The sequence below is a fragment of the Streptomyces sp. NPDC048623 genome, assembly GCF_040650755.1.
Lineage (GTDB): Bacteria > Actinomycetota > Actinomycetes > Streptomycetales > Streptomycetaceae > Streptomyces.
Genome location: NZ_JBEZHV010000005.1, coordinates 148,493 through 173,087, shown reverse-complemented (window position 1 = coordinate 173,087; position 24,595 = coordinate 148,493). Strand labels below are relative to the sequence as shown.

The window sequence follows — 24,595 nt, the reverse complement described above, 5'->3', positions numbered from 1 at the left end:
CGGTTGCCTCGGAGGCGCGGCGCTCCCTGACCGCGCACGGTACCCGGCGATCAATCGTCCGCTGGGCTTTCCGCTTCCTGGAGTAGTTCGGCGATGTCATCGGCCCGCTCCTGAGCCCATTGGCGCAGCTCGAAGGCCTGGAGTTCGGAGAGGTCGAAGGCGTCGCGGGCGTGGCGGCGGCCGAGTGGGGGGTTGCGGGCGGCGAGATCCCGGGCTCAGGGCGGCGGTTCGCAGGCCACTCCGTTGCGGTCCCGGTCGAGATGCTCCGCGTAGCCGGGCTGACCCGCGAGGAGGGGCGCGGCGCCTGCGGCTCGTACCTCGTCGCAGTCTTCGTAGGGAGGACCGACATCGTCGGGGTGTTGCTCCGGGGGTGTCACCTCGCGTATGTCCGCCCCGACGATGGTGCCACCGTGAACGGTGTAGGTGCCTTCGAAGACCCGCAGCGAGCCGTCGGTCTGTGTGGCCTCCAGCCTGACGGAGACGGTGCCGCCCTCCGCGCGCAGGATGTGGACGACGTCGTGGGCGGTGGTGGCGAACCCGTCGGCGAAGGCCGTGTAGGAGCCGGAGAGGTTCTTGCCCCCGAGGTTCCAAGCCCGTCGGTAGTCCTGAGCGTTGATGGCGGCGAAGTACTGGAGGACGACGGACGATGCGTCGGCTGCCTTCGGCGGAGGCGTCGGCCGGGGGGACACGGGTGCCGGTTGTGTCGGCTCGGGCGTGGAAGGCGTCGGCTCGGCAGGTGCTGGTGGCTCGGTGACGGTCCTGGTCACCGTGGGCGGGTTCTGCGGGGGCGTCGAACCGTCGCTCCCGCAGCTGCTCACACCTATCATCGCGGCCACCAGTAGCGGCAGGGCTCCCGCGTGTACGAAGCGGTTCATGGGTGTCACCTCACGTGTGAGGCTTTTTCCCTTCGGCTGCGCCGCCGTCTGCGGCGCGAGCAGGATGCCCTTCCATCATTGGCCGGAAACGGCCTTCGAGGCGAGTGCTCGGTCCAGCTCCGCGATTGAGCGGGACCTTCGTGGTCGAACGAGCAAGGCAAGCGGAGCCGGTCTGGGCCATGCCGAAGCACCAGGTCTGGCCGAGGAGCATGGCTGGCGCATCGTCTACGAGCGGCAGGGCGCAGTGGTCCTGCGGATTGCCTCGGGTTCGGTGCGTCAGGCTGTCGGGCCAAGGTCGCCCTCGATGAGCGTTTGTACGATCTGGGGCCTGCCCCAGAGGGCCAGGATCTCGTTGGCGAGGGCCACGGCGGGGAGGTGGTCCTGGTCACGCACCTTGATGGCTGCGGCTTTCAGGGTGCGCGGGACGGCTCCGGCGTCGAGGAGGGCGCGCCATTCCCGCGCGCCGAGTTCCAGGAACTCCAGTGCGGGGAGCCCGGTGACGTCCGGAGGGTCGGCCAGAGTGCCGGGGAAGGCGGTGAGGGTGCGCAGGCGAGGCAGACCGGCGACAGGAGCGAGGCTGAACGGTGCGCCGTCCCAGGTGCCGATGGACAGGACTTCCAGGGCGGGATGGGCGGGGGCCTCGATGGTCTCCAGGCATCCGGTGCCGACCTTGGCCACAGCCGGAAGCTCATCCCGTCGGAGGTCATGGCGTTCCTCCCGCATCCGGCCCAGAACGAAGTCGGTGAGGGAGTCAGCCACGAGTTCGGCGCCGAGGCTCTGCTCGTGATCCACCAGGATGACCTGCCCGAAGTGTCCGCCCGGGCCGGGAGTCAGGTCGATCGCGAACTCGTCGCCGCCGTTGCTTCCGAAGCCGATCCAGCCAGGTGAGCCGGCCAGGCCCTGCACCGCGGCATCGGGTGCGGTGCTGACCGCTTCCGTCGCGCCCAGATCCCAGCTGAGGTGACGGCGCGCCCCGTCGACGGCGTACAGGTCGTCCAGGCCGGAGAGCTCGCAGCCGACGGCATGACAGGCGCGGCCCGCCTCCTCGAAGTCGTCGCGCCAGTCCACCCGTGTCACCCGGTAGAGCACCTTGAGCTCCTCGGACAGCGTGACACCGAGGCGTGCTTCGGCGGCAGCGATGTCCGCCTCCGTCGCACCGACGGCATCCGGCAGCCGTTCGCGAAGCGTGCGTTCCAGCAACTCCGGAGCCGCCGAGGGCGCCGGCACCGCCCCTGGCACCAGGTCGGGACGGCGGAGCCAGGGCTCGGGAAGGCAGCCATCGGCCAGGATGAGCACTCCAAGGTCCGGATAGCCGAGAGCGGGTTCCACGACCGGGCTCGGCCAGACCAGGCCGAGCGTGGTCCTTCCATCCGGCTGGACCTCCGCCCTGAAGGCGACCTCTTCGACTCCGCCGCGCGCGAGCGCCCTCTGGATGCTCTCCACGGCACCCCGCGCTGTCGACGACATGGATCCCCGATGGGCAAGGCTCCAGACGTGCCGGCTGATGCGTCCTGCCACACGGGCCGACCGGGCGGCACGCCGCTCCGCGTCGTCGCCCAGCATGAGCCGGAGGACAGGCGCCCAGGCCGCGAATCCGCATATCGATGACAAGGGGGGGCTCTGATCAACCATGCGCAGACCGTACGCGGAGCCAACGACAGTCGGCACGCGGCAGCCTGACCGCCACGAGGATGGTGCGCGAGCCCCGAGAGGTCTAGACAACGATAAAGGCCTAGGTCGCTGACCTCGGCCTTCTCTTGAGAGCGGATGACGGGAATCGGACCCGCGCTATAAGCTTGGGAATCACCGCCGCTCTGACCGCCGATACGGCCTCTGACCTGCGGACAAGTCTCTCCGCTGGGCCTCTCGAGAGGTTCCGCTCGCACCTGTGATGACCGCTGTTCACCGCTCCGAAGGGCATGGATGGGACACGGGCGGGGCACGGATGGATCACCTCGGCTGGGCGGGGCCTCCATCGCCGAGGAATCGGGCGGCTACGGCGGACACGTCGGCCCAAGGTGAGTCGCTGCGGGCGCCGACGCCGCTCAGCCCTCGGTCGGAGGCTCTTCCTCGGCCGCCGCGCGGCGGTATTCGGCGTTGATGCGCTGGGCTTCTTCGAGCTGGTCCTCGAGGATGATGATGCGGCAGGCGGCCTCGATGGGCGTGCCCTGGTCGACGAGTTCCCGGGCGCGGGCGGCGATCCGCAGCTGGTAGCGGGAGTAGCGCCGGTGACCGCCCTCGGAACGCAGCGGCGTGATCAGGCGGGCTTCCCCGAGTGCGCGGAGGAACCCGGGGGTCGTGCCGATCATGTCGGCGGCCCGGCCCATGGTGTAGGCGGGGTAGTCGTCATCGTCGAGACGGCCGAGGGCATCGTCTGCTGTCATTCTCACCTCTCTGGGGGAGGGGCCGAGGAGACCTGCGCTCTGGCGCCTTCGGACACCAGAGCGACCGAGGAGGACCGTGATCCGGTGGTGGTCCGCACGCGGAGCCACACGCCGGCACACTCCTCGCGGTGCCGTGTCCGCTCGGGCACGGATGCTCTCCGCCCAACCTTCCGGTGTGCGTCGGGGGCCCGACGCCTTCACCGAGGGTAATGCTCCCATCCGCACCGCTGGTACCACGGAGCCGTGCCGTGATCCCGGGCGTGCCCGCATCACGGCGGAGTCCGCCGGTCCTCCGCCGCGCGCCTCCGCCGGGGCGAGCGTCTCCCGCTCGCGAGGACCGGCCGAACCACAGCCGGAGGCCGGCGTGAACGCAGCCCGTTCCCGCTTCTCGTACGGGATGGGCGCCCGCCGCAGGGTCAGACCGCCGTGGACGTGCCGAGCCGGGTCATGGCACGGACGACCTCGCGGGCGCTGAAGTCGCGGCGATCCTGGCGGGTGATGACGGCGCCGACCTGCATGGCGGGGTACTCACGGCGCCCGATGATCACGAACTCGCCGGTGACGGGTTCGGGCCGGACGTCCTTCATGGTCTCCAGGGCACCGTTCTTCGTCAGCTCGAACGGGAAGCGGGCGATGACGCAGCGCATAGGACCTCGCAGAAACTCGAGGAAGAAGGGGGACGGGATCGGGCCGGTACGGCGGCGGGCGTGTGGGTGTGCTCGGCCTCGGCCCGGCGTGGTCAAGGACGGGACGGAGAGCCCGCGGGGTGCAGGTCACGCAGCTGTACCCGGTCGGTGTAGGCGGAGGTGGCGCGGAAGCCGTTGAGCTGGGCCCGGGTGACGAGGCCGGTGGGCCGGCCGTCGTCGTCCCGGACGATGAGGCGTCCGGTGCGTGCGCCGCTCATGACCGCCAGCGCCACCTCGACGGTCATGTCGGCCCAGACATGTGGCTCTGCCTCGACGGTCGGGGGCGCGGGCGGGCTGCCGGCGGCGGTGTGCGCGGGGTCGAGCTGTGCCTGAGTCGATGTCACATGCGGCTCCTGGGTGGGAGAGAGGAGTGTCGGCCCCGGGTACGAGGGTTCTGGCCGCCGGGGCTGGGACCCGGAGTGCATGACGGGGCCGGACCCACCGAGCCGCTCCCGATGCTTCGGCAGAACGCCGGCCTTCGGGGCACGTGCGGCGGGGTCCCGCGCCGAGCCCGCACCGCGCCCCCGCCTTTCGGCGGCAGGCGCGGCGAGCGATCGTCTCGGCATGTCGAGATCTGCGAAAGCCGTCACAGTGGGGAGCGTGCGGGTGATCGACGGAGCCGGCGTGAATCCGCCCGGCGCCGGTCCGCCATTGCCGTCACGGATGTCCGGGAGACGGCACGCCGTGCCCGTGCTGTTCATGCGGGACCCCATCGACGCGGTGAACGTCCATGAATTCACCGGCAATCGAACGGTGTGGAGAATTCCTGGACGGCTTCGAATGGATATGAAATCCGAGTCGGCGGAGAGAAGAATGCGGCTGGGGCCCGCACCCCGAGGGATGCGGGCCCCAGCCACGTCGTGCGCGTCAGCGTCAGGCGGGAACGATGTTCTCGGCCGTCGGGCCCTTCTGGCCCTGCGCGATGTCGAAGGTGACCTTCTGGCCTTCCTGCAGCTCGCGGAAGCCCTGGGCGGCGATGTTCGAGTAGTGGGCGAACACGTCGGGGCCGCCACCGTCCTGCGCGATGAAGCCGAAGCCCTTTTCTGCGTTGAACCACTTCACGGTGCCACTGCTCATGTCATATCTCTTTCTGGGGGCTCATCGGCATCCGCACTGCGCGGATGCTGTGTCGCCGTGATGATTACCCCGCCGGAGAGACCGGAGACGAAAAAGCACTACCAGTGGCCGGTGGGCTTGACTGGGGGCACTTGAAGTTTCGGGAACCACAACTGCAACTGAAATCGAGACTAGCACGCGGACTCGGTCGTTTACGGTTCGATGGCGCCACTATTTCTGGACGCCAAAAAGACTGACTGCGTGACCCCTCGCATTTCTCATCCCGCCGGCACAGATACTCGTTCACGGCGTGGAGAGGTCGGGGAGACGACAGACCGGCAGCCGTCACCTCCACATGCTCCGCGGCAGGGGGATCATGCGTGCTCCGACGACGGGGCGGGGGCGGGAAGGGGGCGGCAGGGAGGCCCCGCCCTCCGTCTCCCAGGCGTTCTCACCGGCCAGGGCCTCCTCCCGCAGGCGGTGACCGGTGGCGTCCTCGTCGGACATGAGGGTGTCCGTGGTGTGGAGGTTGCCCGGGGTGGAGGCGACGGCCATCAGCCGTGCGGCGGAGGCGGGTTCGGTCTCCGGGGGAATCACGAGCAGGTCGCAGCGGCCGAGGTTGTACGAGAGCAGGATCATCGTGTCGGGAGCCTGGTTGGTGAACCAGCCGATGTGCACGGCGTATTCGCCGACGGGGACCTGGTACGGGGCGACGGGCCAGGGTGCGGGGTTCGCGGTGATGCGCGTGACGCGTCCGAAGCGGTCCCGCAGGGCGTCCACCAGGGGCGGCAGCTCGGCGGCGAGATCGTGTGAGTACGGCCACCAGGCGCCGTCCAGCAGCCCGGCCAGGGAGGTGCGCGGTGTGAGTGCCAGGCGTGCCTGGCGGGTGGGAGCGGTGGTGCTGGTCATGAGACCGGGACCTGTCCCCGGGGCGCCTGGGGGCGCCCCGGTCTAACGATCGCCGGGAACGACGTCCGCGTGAGAGCGGGTGTTCGAGGTGCTCCCGGTACCTCCAACGTACTCCGCGCCGGAGCAGGGCGGGGGCGGCGGGCCGGGCCGGGCGGTTCTGACGGCGGGCGTGGCCGCCGGACGCGCCGCGTCCCCGTCACCCTGCACCTACCGGCCGTCGAACCGTCGATGGGCAGGGGCTGACCGCCCTTCAGCCCTTCGCCGGGGAGCGGGACCAGTGTCTGCTGCCCGTAGTCCTGGAGCAGGACCTGCACATCCCGGCCCCCGATCCGGTCCGCCGTTTCGGCGACGACCTGCCCGACCCGTTCGGCCGGCAGCTCGTGCGCTCGGTCCGGGAGCTCACCCGGCCGCCACGAGCGCCCGTCGGCTCCGCTGCCTTGTCAGGGTTCTTCGGAGTGAGGCCCGGTGCCGCTCGGGGGCCTGCTGGTGGCCAGCCAGGACCGGGCCGGTTCGGCGGTGTGGGCGGTGTCGACGGTGAGGTGGAGGCGGGTGCCCCCGCCAGGGGTGGGGTAGCTGCGCTGCTCGCCGCCGGCGAAGCAGTGGCGCAGGATGTCGGCCACCAGCCGGGCGGCGTCCGGGGTGGCGGAGACGATGCGGACCTCGGCGTACCCCGGCGGCGGCAGGGCTTCGGCTACTGGCTCGTTGCGGTCCAAGTCGGCACCGTCCTTTCCTGCCGGAGGCCCGCCCGCGAGCGCCCGGAGCGGACTGGGCATGGCCCCGTACCTCCACCGTACGTCCGAAGGTCCGGCACCGATCGGTTCCCCGGCGGGGAGCGGCGCGTCCGCGGGTCCTCCCGGAGTACGGTGAAAGAACGGGGCCGCCGCCCCGCCCACCGGCCCGACGTCCGCCGTGGCACCGGTCCGGGCGGCAGCGGCACCACCCGTGGACGGGCGGACCGATCATGACCGACGCAGGCTTCTCCCCCCACCACGTCCCCACGCCCCCGCGCCTTCTGCCGGACGAGGTCCACCGGGCCGTCGGACCGGGCACCGCGCTGCTCCGGCTGGAGACGACAGGGTCCCGGCAGAGCCTCCTCGACGGCGCGTGGTGGCCGCGCTCGCGCGACGTCGAGCGGGAGATCCCGCCGCTGATCACCGCCCTGATCGAGCACCTCGGGCCCATCACCCGGGTCGGCCTGGACGCCTCCGCCTGGAACGGCATCCCCACTCGCCTGATCGTCGACGACCGGGTCGTGCACCTCGACTCCTTCCCCGTCGGCGACGACACCGTCCTGATCACCCGCGGCGACAACGACCACTTCTCCCTCATGGTCGTCCCGCCCGCCACCACGCCCGAGGCCGCCCGCACGGCCATGGCCCGCGCCGTCCGCGCCGACAACGTCACCCAGGCCGCCGAGATCCTCCTCGCCGAACTCCCCCACCCCGCGGCCCCGTCGGCCGGCACCGCCCTGGACAACAACGAAGCCCCAGGTCGGTGACCTGGGGCTTCGCAGAAGAGCGGATGACGGGAATCGAACCCGCGCCATAAGCTTGGGAATCACCGACGCCCGTGTCGACCGCTGCTCACCGCCCTGAAGGGCACGGCCGACCATGGCCGCGATCCGGGTCGGTCTGCCCACGCGCCACCGTCTGGTGTTCGTTCACCTGGAGCGGAGCGACGGTGGGACGGCGGGACCGGGCCAGCTGGCCTGCCGCGGAGCTTCCCGTCCGACCGAGGAGGCGCCCGGAAACGGATACGCCTCGTGACTCGATGCCGAAGCCATCGTCACGAGTGGGAGTTGGCCTGCCTCGCGTCGACCCGCACTCGTGCCAGAGGCGGACGCCTACGCATCCTCGTCGAGCAGGAAGGGTTCGATCTCTCCGAAGTCGGGTGCCTGGAAGGGATTTGTGGTGGGATGCGGTGATGCTGCGGCGGTGCGGGGGGACGCCCCTTCCGGAGCGGAGAACGGCGAGGTCAAGTCGATGAGAGTGGTCCTCTTCATTGCGGGTCCATGGACGGATCTGGTGTGCCGTGACCGGGCACGGCGGTCCTACAGCTTGGTCATCTTGGCGTACGGACTCAAGATCCGCTCTTGCGTCGAGCCGAAATCCACGACCGCCGCGATCCCGTCCTCGATGCCGATGACCCGGCCGAGGCCGTGCACGTCGTGTGTGACCTGGTCGCCTACGGCGAACTGCTGAGGAGGCAGCGTGACCGGGGCTTTGAAGGGGCTGGTGGGCAAAAAGCGCTTCGGTGCACTTGGCTTTGTCATTGCTGCCAGTATGCGCCCACGCATATCCGCTACGGCCGTTCCCGTCCGCAGCGCGCGATGGCTGAGAAGTGTCTCGCCGAAAAACAGCAGCCCCAGGTCGCTGACCTGGGGCTTTACTGTGGAGCGGATGACGGGAATCGAACCCGCGCTATAAGCTTGGGAAGCTCATGTTCTACCATTAAACTACATCCGCAAACGCCGTCGATGATCGATCCGGCATCGTTGCACACTGTACCCCATCCCGCACCCCGAGGCGAAGCGCCCTTCTGCGGAGTGCCCTCCACGGGGCGGGGGTGGGGATCCCCTAATGTGGCTGTCTCGTCCACCACTTGTCGGGGAAGGGACTTGATGGGTTCGATGGAGCGCACCGTCGTCCGTTGTGCCGAAGGGCACGTGTTCAGTACCGCTTCGTTCCCGCTCGCGCACCTCGGTGCCGGGCGGATCGGGCCCGGGCGGCTGATCCGGTGTCCACGGTGTGCGCGGTTGCGGCATGCCGTGCCGGTGGAGCTTGAGCGGCGCTGACCTGGGCGGGCGCGGACGGTCCCGATTGGGGCGGCCCGCGCCCTCTGCGTATCGTGGGGGCGTGCTTCTCTCAGACAAGGACATCCGGGCCGAGATCGACGCCGGGCGGGTGCGCATCGACCCGTACGACGAATCCATGGTGCAGCCATCGAGCATCGACGTGCGGCTTGACCGCTTCTTCCGGGTGTTCGAGAACCACCGCTACCCCCACATCGACCCCGCCGTCGAGCAGGTCGACCTCACGCGCGAGGTCGAGCCGGAGGGTGACGAGGCGTTCATCCTGCACCCGGGCGAGTTCGTGCTCGCCTCGACCTACGAGGTCATCACCCTGCCGGACGACATCGCCTCCCGTCTGGAGGGGAAGAGCTCCCTCGGGCGGCTCGGGCTCGTCACGCACTCGACCGCCGGGTTCATCGACCCCGGTTTCTCGGGGCACGTGACCCTGGAGCTGTCGAACCTCGCGACCCTGCCGATCAAGCTCTGGCCGGGCATGAAGATCGGCCAGCTCTGCATGTTCCGGCTGAGCTCGCCCGCCGAGCACCCGTACGGCAGCGAGCGGTACGGCTCCCGGTACCAGGGGCAGCGGGGGCCGACGGCCTCGCGCTCCTACTTGAACTTCCATCGGACCCAGGTGTGAGGCGGTAGCCGGAATGACTGAAGTACGCGAGAACCTGTCGTACGAGGGCTTCGGGCGCGCCGTCCGCGAGCTCGCCCAGACGATCGCCGACGACGGCTACGAGCCCGACATCGTGCTCTCCATCGCCCGCGGCGGCGTCTTCGTCGCCGGCGGTCTGGCCTACGCCCTCGACTGCAAGAACATCCACCTCGTGAACGTGGAGTTCTACACCGGCGTCGGCACCACGCTCGAGATGCCCGTCATGCTCGCGCCCGTCCCCAACGCGATCGACTTCTCCGACAAGAAGGTCCTGATCGCCGACGACGTCGCCGACACCGGCAAGACCCTCAAGCTCGTGCACGACTTCTGCGTCGACCACGTCGCCGAGGTCCGCTCCGCGGTCATCTACGAGAAGTCGCACTCCCTCGTGAAGTGCGAGTACGTCTGGAAGAAGACCGACGACTGGATCAACTTCCCCTGGTCCGTCGAGCCGCCCGTCGTCCGCCGCGAGGGGCAGATCCTCGACGCCTGACAGGGGCGTTCAGCAGGGCCGTTCAGCAGGGCCGTACATACGACAGGAAAGAGGCCCCCACCGCGTTCTTCGGCGCGGTGGGGGCCTTTCTCTGTGCCGGCACGCGCTCCGCTACAGCGTGCCCAGCTTGATCAGGCTCAGCAGCGCCACCAGCTGGATCGCGGACGCCCCCAGCGCCTTCGGCCACGGCAGGTCGTGCGAGCGGCTCACCATGACCGTCAGGAGCGCTCCCGCGGCCAGCCAGGTCAGCCAGCCGAGGATCTGGACCAGGCCGTTCTCGCCGCCGAGGAACAGGGCGAAGATCAGGCGCGGCGCGTCCGTGATCGACATGATCAGCATGGACAGGCCGACCGTCGGCTGCCAGGTGCCGTCGCCGCCCAGCTGGCGGGCCAGGGTGTGGGTGACGGCGCCCAGGACCAGGCCACCGATCACGAAGCCGACGCCGGTCAGGAGCACGTACGGGATCGCCGTCGACAGGGTCGCGTTGATCGCGTCCTCGCGGGCCTGGTCGAAGCCGAACAGCGCGAGCAGGCCGTACAGGAAGGTGACGACCAGTGCCGGGCCCCACACCGCGTGGTCCCGCATCCGCAGGAAGGTGTCGGCCGGGCGCAGCACGATGCCGCTCAGGAGCGCCTTCCAGCGCAGCCGCGGGCCCGTCGGTACGGGGGCGGGGGCCTGCTCGTACGGGGCGCCCGCGCCGTACGGGTCGTCGTGGACGCTGAACACCTGGGTGTGGCCCGGGTTGTTGGCCGCGTAGTGCTGCTGCGGGTGCTGCTGGTGCGGCGCGTAGGGGTCGCCGAAGTACTCCGGCTCCCCGTGCGCGGCCCGGCCGCCGCCCTGCTGCTGTCCCCACTGCTGTTGCTGCGGGTACTGCTGCTGCTGCGGGTAGCCCGGCGGGGGCGCGTTGTACCCGTACGGCGCCTGCTGCTGCGGTTGTTGCTGCGGGGGGTTGTCGCCCCGACCGCGTCCGTTCCTGAATCCAGCCACGTCAAGAACGTACCCGCTCCGGCTGTGGACTCGTGCATTCCGGGGATTGTGCGGCAGAGCTGTGACATCCCCTAGGGGGTCCCGGAGAGGTCCCGGAGGGGTCCCGGAAGGGTCCCGGAGGGGGTCCCGGACCCGGGAAGAGCCGAAAAGGCCGGAGGGCCGCCCCACGCTTCCGCGGGGCGGCCCTCACAACCGGCGTACGGACGTACCTACGCGTCCGCCGCGACCGGCTCCGCCTCCGGCTCCGGGTCGACCGGGGTCTTCACCGAGTCGAGCAGCAGCTGCGCCACGTCGACGACCTGGACGGACTCCTTCGCCTTGCCCTCGTTCTTCTTGCCGTTCACGGAGTCCGTGAGCATGACGAGGCAGAACGGGCAGGCGGTGGAGACGATGTCGGGGTTCAGCGACAGGGCCTCGTCCACGCGCTCGTTGTTGATGCGCTTGCCGATGCGCTCCTCCATCCACATCCGCGCGCCGCCGGCGCCGCAGCAGAAGCCGCGCTCCTTGTGGCGGTGCATCTCCTGCTGGCGCAGGCCCGGGACCTTGTCCATGATCTCGCGCGGGGGCGTGTAGACCTTGTTGTGGCGGCCCAGGTAGCACGGGTCGTGGTAGGTGATGAGGCCCTCGACCGGGGTCACCGGGATCAGCTTGCCCTCGTCGATGAGGTGCTGGAGCAGCTGGGTGTGGTGGATGACCTCGTAGTCGCCGCCGAGCTGCGGGTACTCGTTGGCGATGGTGTTGAAGCAGTGCGGGCAGGTCGAGACGATCTTCTTCGCCGACTTCGGCTTCTTCGTCGACTCGTCCTCGTCGTCCTCGCCGAACGCCATGTTCAGCATCGCGACGTTCTCCTGGCCGAGCTGCTGGAACAGCGGCTCGTTGCCCAGACGGCGCGGGGAGTCACCGGTGCACTTCTCCTCGCCGCCCATGATCGCGAACTTGACGCCCGCGATGTGCAGCAGCTCGGCGAAGGCCTTGGTGGTCTTCTTGGCGCGGTCCTCCAGGGCGCCGGCGCAGCCGACCCAGTAGAGGTAGTCGACCTCGCTGAGGTCCTCGACGTCCTTGCCGACGATCGGGACCTCGAAGTCGACCTCCTTGGTCCACTCGACGCGCTGCTTCTTGGCGAGACCCCAGGGGTTGCCCTTCTTCTCCAGGTTCTTCAGCATCGTGCCGGCCTCCGACGGGAAGGCGGACTCGATCATGACCTGGTAGCGGCGCATGTCGACGATGTGGTCGATGTGCTCGATGTCGACCGGGCACTGCTCGACGCAGGCGCCGCAGGTGGTGCAGGACCACAGGACGTCGGGGTCGATGACGCCGTTCTCTTCGGCGGTGCCGATGAGCGGGCGCTCGGCCTCGGCGAGGGCGGCCGCCGGGACGTCCTTGAGCTGCTCCGCGGTGGCCTTCTCGTTGCCCTCCATGTCCTTGCCGCCGCCCGCGAGCAGGTACGGCGCCTTGGCGTGCGCGTGGTCGCGCAGCGACATGATCAGGAGCTTCGGGGAGAGCGGCTTGCCCGTGTTCCAGGCGGGGCACTGCGACTGGCAGCGGCCGCACTCGGTGCAGGTGGAGAAGTCGAGGAGGCCCTTCCAGGAGAACTGCTCGACCTGGGAGACGCCGTAGACGTCGTCCTCGCCCGGGTCCTCGAAGTCGATCGGCTTGCCGCCGGTCGTCATCGGCTGGAGCGCGCCGAGGGCGGTCGCGCCGGTGGCGTTGCGCTTGAACCAGATGTTCGGGAAGCCGAGGAAGCGGTGCCAGGCGACGCCCATGTTGGTGTTGAGCGACACCACGATCATCCAGATGAACGAGGTGCTGATCTTCACCATGGCGGTGAAGTAGATCAGGTTCTGGAGGGTGGCGACGCTCAGGCCCTTGAAGGCCAGGACCAGGGGGTACGAGGCGAAGTACGCGGCCTCGTAGTGCTCCACGTGGTGGATCGCGCCCTCGAGGCCGCGCAGCACGTAGATCGCGAGGCCGATGGTGAGGATGACGTACTCGACGAAGTACGCCTGGCCGGCCTTGGAGCCGGCGAAGCGGGACTTGCGGCCCGCCCGGCGCGGGAGGCTCATCAGGCGGATCACGATCAGCGCGGCGATGCCGAGGGTCGTCATGACGCCGATGAACTCGATGTAGAGCTCGAACGGCAGGAAGCCGCCGATGACCGGCAGCGTCCAGTCGGCCTGGAAGAGCTGGCCGAAGGCCTGCGCGAGGGTCGGCGGCAGGGTCAGGAAGCCCACGGCGACGAACCAGTGGGCGAAGCCGATGATGCCCCAGCGGTTCATCCGCGTGTGGCCGAGGAACTCCCGGACCAGCGTCACACTGCGCTGGTAGGGGTTGTCGGTCCGGCTGCCCGCGGGCACGGGCTGGCCGAGCTTGAAGTAGCGGACGAACTGACCGATGGCGCGAGCGAGCAGGGCAACGCCGACCACGGTCAGGGCCAGCGACACGATGATCGCGGCGAGTTGCATGACGGGCTCCTCGACGAGCGGGCCTCTGCTTCGGGCCCCTGCTGCGAGCCTACTGAGCAGTGCCTACTAAGCAGTAACTTATTTAGTCCGTGCCGAGAATAGCCGTTTGCGGCGCCGCACTGTAGCGGAGCTCACGGTGATCTGTGTCGCTCAGGCAACCCTTGCCGGTGCGAGCGGCGTCCGCGCGGCCGCGCGACGTTTACGGACTGCTGGAAGCGTACGCGCCAGGATCGCCAGATCCATCCCCAGCCAGTGGTGATCCACATAGTGGAGGTCGAGCAGCTCGCGCTCCTCCCACGGCAGCTCCGAGCGTCCGCTGATCTGCCACAGGCCGGTCATCCCCGGCCGTACGGAGAGCCGGCGCCGTCCGTCCCCCCGGGACTCGCGGTGGCCGGGCGCCAGCGGGCACGGTCCGACCAGGGACATCTCGCCCCGTACGACATGCAGCAGCAGCGGCAGCGCGGCCAGCGGGCTCTTGGTGCGGAAGGTCAGCATCGTGAAGGTCCGCCCGCCGAGCCCCGCCACCGGACGGCGGCGCAGCACCCCAGTCATGCCCGTGCCCGTACCGGCGGCGATCAGGAGGGCGACGGCGGCGATCAGCGGGGCGAGCAGGAGCAGCAGGGCGAGCCCGCCCGTGAGGTCGACCGCGCGCTTCACCGTCATGCGCCCACACCTTCCGGTTCCGGCGAGAATCAGGACGAGGGGGGATGAGAATCATGGGATATGTCCGGACACTCTCTCTCGGAACCTCTCATCTCCATACCGCCGGGTGGGGGATCGGCGCGCCATGGCTTCACCCATTGAGCGGCCCGGGCGGTGAAGAGTTGAGTCACCTCCGCTCAGGTCTGTTGACTCTTCTCCGGACCTCGTGCATCCTTGAGTGAGTTCCACTCAAGTCAGTCAGCTGGAGGAATCGAAATGGCACGTGCGGTCGGCATCGACCTGGGCACGACTAACTCCGTCGTCAGCGTTCTGGAAGGCGGCGAGCCCACCGTCATCACCAACGCCGAGGGCGCCAGGACCACGCCGTCCGTCGTCGCCTTCGCGAAGAACGGCGAGGTGCTCGTCGGCGAGGTCGCCAAGCGCCAGGCGGTCACCAACGTCGACCGGACCATCCGGTCCGTGAAGCGCCACATGGGCACCGACTGGAAGATCGAGCTGGACGGGAAGAGCTTCAACCCGCAGCAGATGTCGGCCTTCATCCTCCAGAAGCTGAAGCGCGACGCCGAGGCCTACCTGGGCGAGAAGGTGACCGACGCGGTCATCACCGTCCCGGCGTACTTCAACGACTCCGAGCGTCAGGCGACCAAGGAGGCCGGCGAGATCGCGGGCCTCAACGTCCTGCGCATCGTCAACGAGCCGACCGCCGCCGCCCTGGCGTACGGCCTCGACAAGGACGACCAGACCATCCTCGTCTTCGACCTCGGTGGCGGCACCTTCGACGTGTCCCTCCTGGAGATCGGTGACGGCGTCGTCGAGGTGAAGGCCACCAACGGTGACAACCACCTCGGTGGTGACGACTGGGACCAGCGCGTCGTCGACTACCTGGTGAAGCAGTTCGCCAACGGGCACGGTGTGGACCTGTCCAAGGACAAGATGGCCCTCCAGCGTCTGCGCGAGGCCGCCGAGAAGGCCAAGATCGAGCTGTCCTCCTCCACGGAGACCACGATCAACCTGCCCTACATCACGGCGTCCGCCGAGGGCCCGCTGCACCTGGACGAGAAGCTCACCCGCGCCCAGTTCCAGCAGCTGACCGCCGACCTGCTCGACCGCTGCAAGACCCCGTTCCACAACGTCATCAAGGACGCGGGCATCAACCTCTCCGAGATCGACCACGTCGTTCTCGTCGGTGGCTCCACCCGTATGCCGGCCGTCGCCGAGCTCGTCAAGGAGCTGACCGGCGGCAAGGAGGCCAACAAGGGTGTGAACCCGGACGAGGTCGTCGCCATCGGCGCCACCCTCCAGGCCGGTGTCCTCAAGGGCGAGGTCAAGGACGTCCTGCTGCTCGACGTCACCCCGCTGTCCCTCGGCATCGAGACCAAGGGCGGCATCATGACCAAGCTGATCGAGCGCAACACCACGATCCCGACCAAGCGCTCCGAGATCTTCACGACGGCCGAGGACAACCAGCCGTCCGTGCAGATCCAGGTCTACCAGGGCGAGCGCGAGATCGCCGCGTACAACAAGAAGCTCGGCATGTTCGAGCTGACCGGCCTCCCGCCGGCCCCGCGCGGCGTCCCGCAGATCGAGGTCGCCTTCGACATCGACGCCAACGGCATCATGCACGTGACCGCGAAGGACCTGGGCACGGGCAAGGAGCAGAAGATGACCGTCACCGGCGGCTCCTCGCTGCCGAAGGACGAGGTCAACCGCATGCGCGAGGAGGCCGAGCAGTACGCGGAGGAGGACCACCGCCGCCGCGAGGCCGCCGAGACCCGCAACCAGGGCGAGCAGCTCGTCTACCAGACGGAGAAGTTCCTCGCGGACAACGCGGACAAGGTCCCGGGTGACGTGAAGACCGAGGTCGAGGCCGCCGTCGCCGAGCTGAAGGAGAAGCTCAAGGGCGACGACACCGCCGAGATCCGCACCGCCACCGAGAAGGTCGCGGCCGTCTCGCAGAAGCTCGGCCAGGCGATGTACGCCGACGCCCAGGCCGCCCAGGGTGCCGCCGGCGCCGAGGGTGCCCAGCACGCCCACGGCCAGGACGACGACGTCGTCGACGCCGAGATCGTGGACGAGGACAAGCCGAAGGGCGGCGCTGCCTGATGTCGGAGGACACCCCGGGCTTCGAGGAGAAGCCCGACGTCCCCGCCGACGGCACGCCCGAGGAGACCGAGGCCGCCGACTCCGCCGCGAAGGCGGAGGGGGCGGCCCCGGCCGGGGACGCTACGGACGTAGCACTGCTGGCGCAGCTGGACCAGATCCGGACCGCGCTCTCCGAGCGCACCGGTGACCTCCAGCGGCTCCAGGCCGAGTACCAGAACTACCGCCGCCGTGTGGAGCGGGACCGGGTCACGGTCAAGGAGATCGCCGTCGCGAATCTCGTGTCCGAGCTCCTTCCCGTGCTCGACGACATCGGCCGGGCCCGGGACCACGGCGAGCTCGTGGGCGGGTTCAAGTCGGTCGCCGAGTCGCTGGAGACCGTCGTCGCCAAGATGGGTCTGCAGCAGTTCGGCAAGGAGGGCGAGCCCTTCGACCCGATGATCCACGAGGCCCTGATGCACTCGTACGCGCCGGACGTCACCGAGACGACCTGCGTGGCGATCCTGCAGCCGGGGTACCGGATCGGCGAGCGCACCATCCGCCCCGCGCGGGTGGCCGTGGCCGAGCCGCAGCCGGGCGCCCAGCCGGGTGCCGCGGCGAAGGCGGAGGAGTCGGACGACTCCGACAAGGACAACGATCAGTAGTCGCACCCGGAAGCGGGAGGAGGGACGTCGATGAGCACGAAGGACTTCGTCGAGAAGGACTACTACAAGGTTCTCGGCGTCCCCAAGGACGCCACTGACGCCGAGATCAAGAAGGCGTACCGGAAGCTCGCCCGCGAGAACCACCCGGACGCCAACAAGGGCGACGCGAAGGCGGAGGAGCGCTTCAAGGCGATCTCCGAGGCGAACGACGTCCTCGGCGACCCGAAGAAGCGCAAGGAGTACGACGAGGCCCGCGCGCTGTTCGGCAACGGCGGCTTCCGAGCCGGCGGGCCGGGCGGCGCGGGCGGCTCGTTCAACTTCGACCTGGGCGACCTCTTCGGCGGCGCCCAGGGCGGCCCCGGCGGGGCCGGCGGCTTCGGCGGCGGTCTCGGGGACGTCTTCGGCGGTCTGTTCAACCGCGGCGCGGGCGGTGCGGGCACCCGTACCCAGCCGCGCCGCGGCCAGGACGTCGAGTCCGAGGTGACGCTCAGCTTCACCGAGGCCATCGAGGGCGCGACCGTACCGCTGCGGATGTCCAGCCAGCAGCCGTGCAAGGCCTGTTCAGGCACCGGCGACAAGAACGGCACGCCCCGGGTGTGCCCGACCTGCGTCGGCACCGGTCAGGTGTCGCGCGGCAGCGGCGGCGGCTTCTCGCTGACCGATCCGTGCGTGGACTGCAAGGGCCGCGGACTGATCGCCGAGAACCCCTGCGAGGTCTGCCACGGCAGCGGGCGGGCCAAGTCCTCCCGCACCATGCAGGTCCGCATCCCGGCGGGGGTCAGCGACAACCAGAAGATCCGGCTGCGCGGCAAGGGCGCCCCGGGCGAGCGCGGCGGGCCGAACGGCGACCTGTACGTCGTCGTGCACGTCGACGCCCACCCGGTGTTCGGCCGCAAGGACGACAACCTCACCGTCACGGTGCCCGTCGCGTTCGACGAGGCGGCGCTCGGCGGCGAGATCAAGGTGCCGACCCTGGGCGGCCCGGCGGTGACGCTGAAGCTGCCCGCGGGCACCCCCAACGGGCGCACCATGCGCGCGCGGGGCAAGGGCGCGGTCCGCAAGGACGGCACCCGCGGCGACCTCCTCGTCACGGTCGAGGTCGCGGTGCCCAAGGAGCTGGACGACAAGGCCCGTGAGGCCCTGGAGACGTTCCGCGAGGCCACCGCGGGCGAGGACCCCAGGGCAGAGCTGTTCCAGGCCGCGAAGGGAGCTTGAGGAGATGGAAGGACGCCGCCGCAATCCCTATGAGCTGACCGAAGAGACCCCGGTGTACGTCATCTCGGTGGCGGCCCAGCTCTCCGGTCTGCACCCGCAGACGCTGCGCCAGTACGACCGCCTCGGTCTGGTCTCCCCGGACCGCACGGCGGGCCGGGGCCGGCGCTACTCGGCCCGTGACATCGAGCTGCTGCGCACCGTCCAGCAGCTGTCGCAGGACGAGGGCATCAACCTGGCCGGCATCAAGCGCATCATCGAACTGGAGAACCAGGTCGCGGCGTTGCAGGCGCGCGTGGCCGAGCTGTCGACCGCGGTCGAGGGCGCGGCGGCGGCGATGCGCCAGCGCGAGGCCCAGGTGCACGCCTCGTACCGGCGCGATCTGGTGCCGTACACGGACGTGCAGCAGGCGAGCGCGCTCGTGGTGTGGCGTCCGGAACACAAGCGCGGCGAGTAGTTCCTCAGCTGCTTTCGTACGAGGCCCCCTCCGCTCCGGCGGAGGGGGCCTCGTCGTGGTGAAGGTCAGTTGTCCCCGTCGAGGATGCCCGAGCGCGCGATCAGATAGCCGAGCTGGGCGCGGCTGCCGCTGCCGAGGGTGGCGGCGAGCTTGGCGATGTGGGCGCGGCAGGTGCGCACGTTCATGCCGAGCCGGCGCGCGATGGCCTCGTCGACATGGCCCTCGACGAGGAGTTTGGCGATGGAGCGCTGGACGCCGCCTATGCCGTCCGTGGAGGGCGTGTAGGGCACTTCCTCGTCCCAGGGGGCGCCGTGCAGCCAGAACTGGTCGAAGACGCCGACGAGATACTGCACGAGGCCCTCGTGGCGCAGTTCGAGCGCGACCTGGCGGTCGCTGCGGGCCGGCACGAAGGCGACCTTCCGGTCGACGATGATCAGCCGGTCGATGATCTCCTCAAGGGTGCGGAGCTCAAGACCGTAGGGGGCGACGCGTTCGACGTAGGCCAGGGTCGCGGGGTGGTGCCGGGCGGTGTGCTGGTAGAGCGTGCGCATGCGGACACCGCGGTCGAAGAGCGGTTCCATCCGGCGCAGGGCCTTTTCGAGGGTGTCGGGGCGCCGTCCGCTGCCGGGCTGGATGGTCAGCAGCTCTTCCGTGCACTCGCTGATGACGCGGTCGAGCGTCGCGTTGATCGCGCCGAGGCCTTCGAGCACGGTGATCGCGCTGCCGGTGGAGGATTCCCGGGTGCTCATCGCCAGGAACGGCTCGAACGCGTCGGCCAGGGCGATGGCTTGGTGCCGCCAGGTCTGGATCTCCTGCTCGATGGGGTGTATGAGCTGGTTGAGGGCGACCGACGGCGGTACCGGGTACAGCCACTCGACGTCGTCCGGGTCGGGGCGCAGAAGGGCCAGTTCGGTGAGGCACGGTGCGGCGTCGGCTTCGGCGCGGGCGAGGCGTCCTGTGCGCAGAGCGTGGGCGTACAGCTCTTTGGCCACGTCGCACAGTTCACCGCGACTGTGATTATGTCTGGATTCGCTCGACTCTCGCCCCATTTGCACCCCCCTCAGGGTCATGAATTACAGGAACATGATGCCCGGCGCGGCTGGTGCAGGGGTCGATCGTGGGCCATCGTTTTGGACGCGGGGGGGAGGTAGTGATCAAAAGAGGTGGAGATCGGCCATGACCAGGATGGTTCGTGCACTTGGCGCCATAGCCGTTGCGGCGGCTGCTCTCGGCGCGCTCGCCCTGACCGGCGAGCCCTCGTGGGAGGTCCCCCCGTCGCATTCCGTGATGGCGGAGCCGAATGAGCCCTCGTGGGAGAGCGCACCTGCGGACGTCGTCCTCGCTTCTCCCGGTGAGCCGTCCTGGGAGTTCACCCCGGCCGGCACGGGAGCATGACCGTGCCGCCGGACGACCGGTCCTTCCGACGGGAGATGGCCTCGGCCTATCGCTCCGGATGGCACTTCGTCGATCTCGTCACGGCCATCCCCCACCGTGGCGACTCGCTGATGGTGACCCTCTTCGGAGAGCCGATCGTCGTCGCCCGCGAACAGGACGAGGACGTCCGTGCGTACCGGTGTCTGCGTCGCCCGCGCGGTGCGCCGCAGCCCGTTCGCTGTGCCATCCGGTACGGCATGATCTTCGTCAATCTGGATCAGCGCGACCACCAACTGGTCGAGTCCCCGCTGCTCCAGACCGAGACCCTCACCGCCACCCCCCGCAGTGCCTGAACGATTCCCCCGTCGTTGTAGATCGTTCAGGCGCTTCCCCCACACAGCGGCGCCATCGCGGACCTGAAACGCGATGGCGCCGCTGTGCTTTTTCCTGCGGCCTCGCGGCCTCGCGGCCTCGCGGCCTCGCGCCTTCGCGGCTTCGCGGCCTCAGGCCCGGCCCATCGCGCGCGTGAGCGCGATCTCGATGACCACCCGGTCCGGGTTGGGCGTCGGCGTCCGGCCGTAACGCGCCGCGTAGCGCTCGACCGCGTCCGCGACCGTCTCCGCCTCGGTGCGGATCCGCGCCACGCCCTCCAGGGTGGCCCAGCGCCCCTTGTCGACCTGGCAGACCGCGACCCGCGCGCCCTCCGCGCCCGCCGCCAGGACGTTGGCGACCTTCCGGCTGTGCTTGTTCGTGATGACCCGGGCGATGCCCTTCTCGCCGCCCTCGGGGTCGTACGTGACACCGACCGCCACCACGTGCGGGGTGCCGTCCGGGCGCGGCGTGGTCAGCGTGCACATGTGGTACTCGCGCCAGAAGCTGAGGTACGAGTCGCTGGGCTTGCTCGGATCGATGGCCATGCCCCGGAAACTACCTGTGGCACAGCTCCCTCCGAAACATTGAGCGGAATGGACTCAACTTTGTGTACGCTGGACGAGTCATAGGAGGAGAGCCAGGAAGCCAGGCCCTCAGGAGGAGGAGACCCCGCACGTGGACGCCGAACTGACCAACAGGAGCCGGGACGCGCTGAACGCGGCGAGCAGCCGCGCCGTGTCCCAGGGGCACGCCGATCTGACCCCCGCGCACCTTCTGCTTGCGCTGCTCGCGGGTCAGGACAACGAGAACATCACCGATCTGCTGGCCGCCGTCGAGGCCGACCAGGCGGCCGTACGGGCAGGGGCCGAGCGCCTGCTCGCCGCACTGCCCAGCGTCACCGGGTCCACGGTCGCGCCCCCGCAGCCCAGCCGTGAGCTGCTCGCCGTCCTCGCCGACGCGGACGCCCGCGCCAAGAAGCTCGGCGACGACTTCCTCTCCACCGAACACCTGCTGATCGGCATCGCCGCCAAGGGCGGCCGGGCCGGCGAGCTCCTCGACGGGCAGGGCGCCACCGCCGCCCGCCTCCAGGACGCCTTCACGAAGACCCGCGGCTCCCGCCGGGTGACCACCGCCGACCCCGAGGGCTCGTACAAGGCCCTGGAGAAGTTCGGCACCGACTTCACCGCCGCCGCCCGCGAGGGCAGGCTCGACCCGGTCATCGGCCGCGACCACGAGATCCGGCGCGTCGTCCAGGTCCTCTCCCGCCGCACCAAGAACAACCCGGTCCTCATCGGCGAGCCCGGCGTCGGCAAGACCGCCGTCGTCGAGGGCCTCGCCCAGCGGATCGTGAAGGGCGACGTGCCCGAGTCGCTGCGCGACAAGCGCCTGGTCTCCCTCGACCTCGGCGCGATGGTCGCCGGCGCCAAGTACCGCGGCGAGTTCGAGGAGCGCCTGAAGACCGTCCTGTCCGAGATCAAGGAGAGCGACGGCCAGATCATCACCTTCATCGACGAGCTGCACACCGTCGTCGGCGCGGGCGCCGGCGGCGACTCCGCGATGGACGCCGGCAACATGCTCAAGCCGATGCTGGCCCGCGGCGAGCTGCGCATGGTCGGCGCGACCACCCTCGACGAGTACCGCGAGCGGATCGAGAAGGACCCCGCCCTGGAGCGCCGCTTCCAGCAGGTCCTGGTCGCCGAGCCGTCCGTCGAGGACACGGTGGCCATCCTGCGCGGCCTCAAGGGGCGTTACGAGGCCCACCACAAGGTCCAGATCGCCGACTCGGCGCTGGTCGCCGCCGCGACCCTCTCCGACCGCTACATCACCTCCCGCTTCCTGCCCGACAAGGCCATCGACCTGGTCGACGAGGCCGCCTCCCGGCTGCGCATGGAGATCGACTCGTCCCCCGTCGAGATCGACGAGCTCCAGCGCACCGTCGACCGGCTGCGGATGGAGGAGCTGGCGCTCTCCAAGGAGACCGACGAGGCCAGCCGCCAGCGCCTGGAGAAGCTGCGCCGCGACCTCGCCGACCGCGAGGAGGAGCTGCGCGGCCTCACCGCCCGCTGGGAGAAGGAGAAGCAGTCCCTCAACCGGGTCGGCGAGCTCAAGGAGCGGCTCGACGAGCTGCGCGGCCGCGCCGAGCGCGCCCAGCGCGACGGCGACTTCGACACCGCCTCCAAGCTGCTCTACGGCGAGATCCCGGCCCTGGAGCGGGAGCTGGAGGCGGCGAGCGAGGCCGAGGCTCGGCAGGAGGCCGCGAAGGACGCGATGGTGAAGGACCAGGTCGGCCCGGACGACATCGCCGATGTCGTCGGCGCCTGGACCGGCATCCCCGCCGGCCGCCTCCTGGAGGGCGAGACGCAGAAGCTGCTGCGCATGGAGGACGAGCTCGGCAAGCGGCTCATCGGCCAGAGCGAGGCCGTGCGCGCCGTCTCCGACGCGGTGCGCCGCACCCGGGCCGGCATCGCCGACCCCGACCGGCCCACCGGCTCCTTCCTCTTCCTCGGCCCCACCGGCGTCGGCAAGACCGAGCTGGCGAAGGCGCTCGCCGACTTCCTCTTCGACGACGAGCGGGCCATGGTCCGCATCGACATGTCGGAGTACGGCGAGAAGCACTCCGTCGCCCGGCTCGTCGGCGCGCCTCCCGGCTACGTCGGTTACGAGGAGGGCGGCCAGCTCACCGAGGCCGTGCGCCGCCGCCCGTACAGCGTCGTGCTCCTGGACGAGGTGGAGAAGGCCCACCCCGAGGTCTTCGACATCCTGCTCCAGGTCCTCGACGACGGCCGGCTCACCGACGGCCAGGGCCGCACGGTCGACTTCCGCAACACGATCCTGATCCTCACCTCCAACCTGGGCAGCCAGTTCCTGATGGACCCGGTGGCCGGCGCGGAGGAGAAGCGGGAGCGGGTCCTCGAGGTCGTCCGGGCGAGCTTCAAGCCGGAGTTCCTGAACCGGCTCGACGAGATCGTGGTCTTCTCCGCCCTGGAGCAGACCGAGCTGGCCCGCATCGCCCAGCTCCAGATCGACCGCCTGGCCCGCCGCCTCGCCGACCGCCGCCTCACCCTCCAGGTCACCCCCGAGGCCCTGGCCTGGCTGGCGGAGGAGGGCAACGACCCGGCCTACGGCGCCCGCCCGCTCCGCCGCCTGATCCAGACGGCGATCGGCGACCGCCTCGCCAGGGAGATCCTCTCGGGCGAGGTCCGCGACGGCGACACGGTCCGGGTGGACCGCTTCGAGGAGGGCCTGATCGTGGGGCGGGCGGAGCAGTGACCCTGTAATACGTTCTGCGATACGCTGTCTCCATGGGAACTCTGAACGTGCGCACGGACGAGGCCATGGAGACGGCCATAAGGGCACTGGCGGAGGAGTACGGCTCGCGCACCGAGGCGGTGCGCTACGCGCTCCTGCACACCTACCGCGAGAGACTGATCGCCCAGGCGAAGGCCGACGCGGCCCGCGCCGAGGCCGACCCTGTCGACCGGGCCGAGATGCTGGCCATCCAGCGCTTCATGGGCGTCGCCGAGTGATCTTCCGGGGGGCGATCTACGAGATCAAGGCCATGCCTGGGGCTCGGGGGCACGAACAGCAGGGCCACCGCTATGCGGTGGTGATTCAGTCCGACCAGTTCGCGACGTCGCTGGTGACGGTCGCTCTGACCTCCACCAGCGCCGTCCCCACCGTCTATCGCCCGGAGATCGAGCTCGATGGCAAGACGACGCGCATCCTGACCGATCAGATCTACTCGGTCGATCCGTCCTCCCGGCTGGGGGCCTTCAAGGGCGCCCTCGACGCCGACGAGCTCATGGCCCTCGACCGGGCCCTCATACTCAAGCTCGGCCTGTTCTGATCAGGCGCGGGGTTGCCACAACCCGCCCGCCATGAGGGAGGATGGCGGGCATCCGTACGAAGGGAAGAACCCGGTGAGCATCGACCCGTCCTCGATTCCGAATTTCGGGGCCCAGCCCCAGCCTCAGGCCGGAGGACCGGCGGGCCCCGTCGTCCCCGACCAGGATCTGGTCAAGCAGCTGCTCGACCAGATGGAGCTGAAGTACATCGTCGACGACGAGGGTGACCTCGCGGCGCCGTGGGAGGACTTCCGCACGTACTTCATGTTCCGCGGCGAGGCCGAGCAGCAGGTCTTCTCGGTCCGCACGTTCTACGACCGCCCGCACGCCGCGGACGACCGCGCCAGGATCCTCGACGCGATCGACGACTGGAACCGGCGCACCCTGTGGCCCAAGGTCTACACCCACCTGCACGAGGAGGAGGACGGCTCCGCCACCCTCCGTCTCATCGGTGAGGCCCAGATGCTGATCGGCACCGGCGTGGCCCTGGAGCACTTCGTGTCCTCCACCGTCAGCTGGGTCCGCGCGTCGATCGAGTTCGACAAGTGGATCGTCGAGCAGTTCGGCCTGGAGTCCCCGGAGGACAAGGAGTCCGGCGAGGCCGAGGGCGACACCGAGTAGCCAAGC

The 24,595-nt window shown here is 69.7% G+C and carries 25 protein-coding genes, 1 tRNA gene and 1 pseudogene; 12 read left to right on the top strand and 15 right to left on the bottom strand.

Annotated features, from left to right (window positions below; genetic code table 11):
* Window positions 1-215 precede the first annotated feature (215 nt).
* The 8 genes and pseudogenes from AB0C73_RS09705 to AB0C73_RS09670 form a co-directional block, all read right to left on the bottom strand.
* Window positions 216-689 carry an excalibur calcium-binding domain-containing protein gene (locus AB0C73_RS09705; protein WP_362526772.1) on the bottom strand — a complete coding sequence of 158 codons (474 nt, stop codon included), beginning with the start codon at window positions 687-689 and terminating at the stop codon, window positions 216-218.
* A 462-nt stretch (window positions 690-1,151) separates the two neighbouring features.
* The gene (locus AB0C73_RS09700; protein ID WP_362526769.1) at window positions 1,152-2,318 is read right to left on the bottom strand and encodes an SMI1/KNR4 family protein; all 1,167 of its coding nucleotides are present in this window, start codon (window positions 2,316-2,318) and stop codon (window positions 1,152-1,154) included.
* 602 nt (window positions 2,319-2,920) lie between these two features.
* Window positions 2,921-3,259: a MerR family transcriptional regulator gene (locus tag AB0C73_RS09695; protein ID WP_362526767.1), complete on the bottom strand. Its 339-nt coding sequence runs from the start codon at window positions 3,257-3,259 to the stop codon at window positions 2,921-2,923.
* 434 nt (window positions 3,260-3,693) lie between these two features.
* Window positions 3,694-3,906: pseudogene (locus AB0C73_RS09690) on the bottom strand (SCO5918 family protein); the annotation flags it as partial.
* Window positions 3,907-3,998: 92 nt separating this feature from the next.
* Window positions 3,999-4,289 (bottom strand): CBS domain-containing protein, encoded by a 291-nt coding sequence (locus AB0C73_RS09685; protein ID WP_362526765.1) that lies wholly within the window; start codon window positions 4,287-4,289, stop codon window positions 3,999-4,001.
* Window positions 4,290-4,818: 529 nt separating this feature from the next.
* Window positions 4,819-5,022, bottom strand: a complete 204-nt coding sequence (locus AB0C73_RS09680) for a cold-shock protein (protein WP_362526763.1) — start codon at window positions 5,020-5,022, stop codon at window positions 4,819-4,821.
* A gap of 324 nt (window positions 5,023-5,346) precedes the next feature.
* Entirely contained in the window at window positions 5,347-5,910 is a 564-nt protein-coding gene (locus tag AB0C73_RS09675; protein WP_362526760.1) for a DUF5994 family protein, read from the bottom strand.
* A 440-nt stretch (window positions 5,911-6,350) separates the two neighbouring features.
* Window positions 6,351-6,683: a hypothetical protein gene (locus tag AB0C73_RS09670; protein WP_362526758.1), complete on the bottom strand. Its 333-nt coding sequence runs from the start codon at window positions 6,681-6,683 to the stop codon at window positions 6,351-6,353.
* A 188-nt stretch (window positions 6,684-6,871) separates the two neighbouring features.
* Between AB0C73_RS09670 and AB0C73_RS09665 the strand changes: the two genes are divergently transcribed.
* On the top strand, window positions 6,872-7,408 hold the full coding sequence (locus tag AB0C73_RS09665) for a DUF5994 family protein (RefSeq protein ID WP_362526755.1): 537 nt from the start codon (window positions 6,872-6,874) through the stop codon (window positions 7,406-7,408).
* A gap of 552 nt (window positions 7,409-7,960) precedes the next feature.
* On the opposite strand, the gene AB0C73_RS09660 is transcribed toward AB0C73_RS09665, so the two are convergent.
* Both AB0C73_RS09660 and AB0C73_RS09655 read right to left on the bottom strand, forming a co-directional pair.
* Entirely contained in the window at window positions 7,961-8,182 is a 222-nt protein-coding gene (locus tag AB0C73_RS09660; RefSeq protein WP_362526752.1) for a hypothetical protein, read from the bottom strand.
* 119 nt (window positions 8,183-8,301) lie between these two features.
* A tRNA-Gly gene (locus tag AB0C73_RS09655) sits at window positions 8,302-8,375 on the bottom strand.
* Between the two features lie 390 nt (window positions 8,376-8,765).
* On the opposite strand from AB0C73_RS09655, the gene dcd reads away from it, so the two are divergent.
* Together dcd and AB0C73_RS09645 are read left to right on the top strand one after the other, a co-directional pair.
* Window positions 8,766-9,341, top strand: coding sequence for a dCTP deaminase (gene dcd / locus AB0C73_RS09650; RefSeq protein WP_362526750.1), 576 nt, complete (start codon window positions 8,766-8,768; stop codon window positions 9,339-9,341).
* 13 nt (window positions 9,342-9,354) lie between these two features.
* Window positions 9,355-9,852 carry a phosphoribosyltransferase gene (locus tag AB0C73_RS09645; protein WP_362526747.1) on the top strand — a complete coding sequence of 166 codons (498 nt, stop codon included), beginning with the start codon at window positions 9,355-9,357 and terminating at the stop codon, window positions 9,850-9,852.
* A gap of 111 nt (window positions 9,853-9,963) precedes the next feature.
* Here the strand turns inward: AB0C73_RS09645 and AB0C73_RS09640 are convergent, their stop codons facing one another.
* The 3 genes from AB0C73_RS09640 to AB0C73_RS09630 form a co-directional block, all read right to left on the bottom strand.
* Complete coding sequence (locus AB0C73_RS09640) at window positions 9,964-10,839, bottom strand: Yip1 family protein (RefSeq protein ID WP_362526745.1); 876 nt, start codon at window positions 10,837-10,839, stop codon at window positions 9,964-9,966.
* A gap of 209 nt (window positions 10,840-11,048) precedes the next feature.
* Window positions 11,049-13,301, bottom strand: coding sequence for a (Fe-S)-binding protein (locus tag AB0C73_RS09635; protein WP_362526742.1), 2,253 nt, complete (start codon window positions 13,299-13,301; stop codon window positions 11,049-11,051).
* A 150-nt stretch (window positions 13,302-13,451) separates the two neighbouring features.
* Window positions 13,452-13,964 (bottom strand): sugar transferase, encoded by a 513-nt coding sequence (locus AB0C73_RS09630; RefSeq protein ID WP_362526740.1) that lies wholly within the window; start codon window positions 13,962-13,964, stop codon window positions 13,452-13,454.
* A 255-nt stretch (window positions 13,965-14,219) separates the two neighbouring features.
* Between AB0C73_RS09630 and dnaK the strand changes: the two genes are divergently transcribed.
* The 4 genes from dnaK to AB0C73_RS09610 are packed head-to-tail and all read left to right on the top strand — an operon-like array spanning window position 14,220 to window position 18,377.
* Window positions 14,220-16,067 carry a molecular chaperone DnaK gene (gene dnaK, locus AB0C73_RS09625; RefSeq protein ID WP_362526738.1) on the top strand — a complete coding sequence of 616 codons (1,848 nt, stop codon included), beginning with the start codon at window positions 14,220-14,222 and terminating at the stop codon, window positions 16,065-16,067.
* The gene (gene grpE, locus AB0C73_RS09620) at window positions 16,067-16,708 is read left to right on the top strand and encodes a nucleotide exchange factor GrpE (protein WP_362526736.1); all 642 of its coding nucleotides are present in this window, start codon (window positions 16,067-16,069) and stop codon (window positions 16,706-16,708) included. The genes dnaK and grpE overlap by 1 nt, the downstream gene beginning before the upstream one ends.
* A 30-nt stretch (window positions 16,709-16,738) precedes the next feature.
* Window positions 16,739-17,923 (top strand): molecular chaperone DnaJ, encoded by a 1,185-nt coding sequence (gene dnaJ, locus AB0C73_RS09615; RefSeq protein WP_362526733.1) that lies wholly within the window; start codon window positions 16,739-16,741, stop codon window positions 17,921-17,923.
* A 4-nt stretch (window positions 17,924-17,927) separates the two neighbouring features.
* Complete coding sequence (locus AB0C73_RS09610; protein WP_362526730.1) at window positions 17,928-18,377, top strand: helix-turn-helix domain-containing protein; 450 nt, start codon at window positions 17,928-17,930, stop codon at window positions 18,375-18,377.
* 65 nt (window positions 18,378-18,442) lie between these two features.
* Here the strand turns inward: AB0C73_RS09610 and AB0C73_RS09605 are convergent, their stop codons facing one another.
* Window positions 18,443-19,447, bottom strand: coding sequence for a helix-turn-helix transcriptional regulator (locus tag AB0C73_RS09605; protein WP_362526727.1), 1,005 nt, complete (start codon window positions 19,445-19,447; stop codon window positions 18,443-18,445).
* Window positions 19,448-19,768: 321 nt separating this feature from the next.
* Between AB0C73_RS09605 and AB0C73_RS09600 the strand changes: the two genes are divergently transcribed.
* The gene (locus AB0C73_RS09600; RefSeq protein ID WP_362526725.1) at window positions 19,769-20,104 is read left to right on the top strand and encodes a (2Fe-2S)-binding protein; all 336 of its coding nucleotides are present in this window, start codon (window positions 19,769-19,771) and stop codon (window positions 20,102-20,104) included.
* A gap of 150 nt (window positions 20,105-20,254) precedes the next feature.
* Here the strand turns inward: AB0C73_RS09600 and AB0C73_RS09595 are convergent, their stop codons facing one another.
* Window positions 20,255-20,668, bottom strand: a complete 414-nt coding sequence (locus AB0C73_RS09595) for a pyridoxamine 5'-phosphate oxidase family protein (protein ID WP_362526723.1) — start codon at window positions 20,666-20,668, stop codon at window positions 20,255-20,257.
* A 130-nt stretch (window positions 20,669-20,798) separates the two neighbouring features.
* Here AB0C73_RS09595 and clpB point away from each other — a divergent pair, with 130 nt between their 5' ends.
* From clpB to AB0C73_RS09575, 4 genes are all read left to right on the top strand, one after another.
* Window positions 20,799-23,393, top strand: a complete 2,595-nt coding sequence (clpB, locus tag AB0C73_RS09590) for an ATP-dependent chaperone ClpB (RefSeq protein ID WP_362526721.1) — start codon at window positions 20,799-20,801, stop codon at window positions 23,391-23,393.
* A 32-nt stretch (window positions 23,394-23,425) separates the two neighbouring features.
* The gene (locus AB0C73_RS09585) at window positions 23,426-23,650 is read left to right on the top strand and encodes a hypothetical protein (RefSeq protein ID WP_362526719.1); all 225 of its coding nucleotides are present in this window, start codon (window positions 23,426-23,428) and stop codon (window positions 23,648-23,650) included.
* Entirely contained in the window at window positions 23,647-23,970 is a 324-nt protein-coding gene (locus AB0C73_RS09580; protein WP_362526718.1) for a type II toxin-antitoxin system PemK/MazF family toxin, read from the top strand. The genes AB0C73_RS09585 and AB0C73_RS09580 overlap by 4 nt, the downstream gene beginning before the upstream one ends.
* A 73-nt stretch (window positions 23,971-24,043) precedes the next feature.
* Window positions 24,044-24,589, top strand: coding sequence for a YbjN domain-containing protein (locus AB0C73_RS09575; RefSeq protein ID WP_362526715.1), 546 nt, complete (start codon window positions 24,044-24,046; stop codon window positions 24,587-24,589).
* The last annotated feature ends 6 nt before the right edge of the window (window positions 24,590-24,595 follow it).

Coding starts and splice junctions, on each gene's coding strand:
- AB0C73_RS09695 (WP_362526767.1), bottom strand. CDS start 3,259: ATGACAGCAGACGATGCCCTCGGCCGTCTCGACGATGACGACTACCCC.
- AB0C73_RS09680 (WP_362526763.1), bottom strand. CDS start 5,022: ATGAGCAGTGGCACCGTGAAGTGGTTCAACGCAGAAAAGGGCTTCGGC.
- AB0C73_RS09675 (WP_362526760.1), bottom strand. CDS start 5,910: ATGACCAGCACCACCGCTCCCACCCGCCAGGCACGCCTGGCACTCACA.
- AB0C73_RS09670 (WP_362526758.1), bottom strand. CDS start 6,683: ATGCCCAGTCCGCTCCGGGCGCTCGCGGGCGGGCCTCCGGCAGGAAAG.
- AB0C73_RS09665 (WP_362526755.1), top strand. CDS start 6,872: ATGACCGACGCAGGCTTCTCCCCCCACCACGTCCCCACGCCCCCGCGC.
- AB0C73_RS09660 (WP_362526752.1), bottom strand. CDS start 8,182: ATGACAAAGCCAAGTGCACCGAAGCGCTTTTTGCCCACCAGCCCCTTC.
- AB0C73_RS09645 (WP_362526747.1), top strand. CDS start 9,355: ATGACTGAAGTACGCGAGAACCTGTCGTACGAGGGCTTCGGGCGCGCC.
- AB0C73_RS09635 (WP_362526742.1), bottom strand. CDS start 13,301: ATGCAACTCGCCGCGATCATCGTGTCGCTGGCCCTGACCGTGGTCGGC.
- AB0C73_RS09630 (WP_362526740.1), bottom strand. CDS start 13,964: ATGACGGTGAAGCGCGCGGTCGACCTCACGGGCGGGCTCGCCCTGCTG.
- dnaK (WP_362526738.1), top strand. CDS start 14,220: ATGGCACGTGCGGTCGGCATCGACCTGGGCACGACTAACTCCGTCGTC.
- grpE (WP_362526736.1), top strand. CDS start 16,067: ATGTCGGAGGACACCCCGGGCTTCGAGGAGAAGCCCGACGTCCCCGCC.
- dnaJ (WP_362526733.1), top strand. CDS start 16,739: ATGAGCACGAAGGACTTCGTCGAGAAGGACTACTACAAGGTTCTCGGC.
- AB0C73_RS09610 (WP_362526730.1), top strand. CDS start 17,928: ATGGAAGGACGCCGCCGCAATCCCTATGAGCTGACCGAAGAGACCCCG.
- AB0C73_RS09605 (WP_362526727.1), bottom strand. CDS start 19,447: ATGACCCTGAGGGGGGTGCAAATGGGGCGAGAGTCGAGCGAATCCAGA.
- AB0C73_RS09600 (WP_362526725.1), top strand. CDS start 19,769: ATGACCGTGCCGCCGGACGACCGGTCCTTCCGACGGGAGATGGCCTCG.
- AB0C73_RS09595 (WP_362526723.1), bottom strand. CDS start 20,668: ATGGCCATCGATCCGAGCAAGCCCAGCGACTCGTACCTCAGCTTCTGG.
- AB0C73_RS09585 (WP_362526719.1), top strand. CDS start 23,426: ATGGGAACTCTGAACGTGCGCACGGACGAGGCCATGGAGACGGCCATA.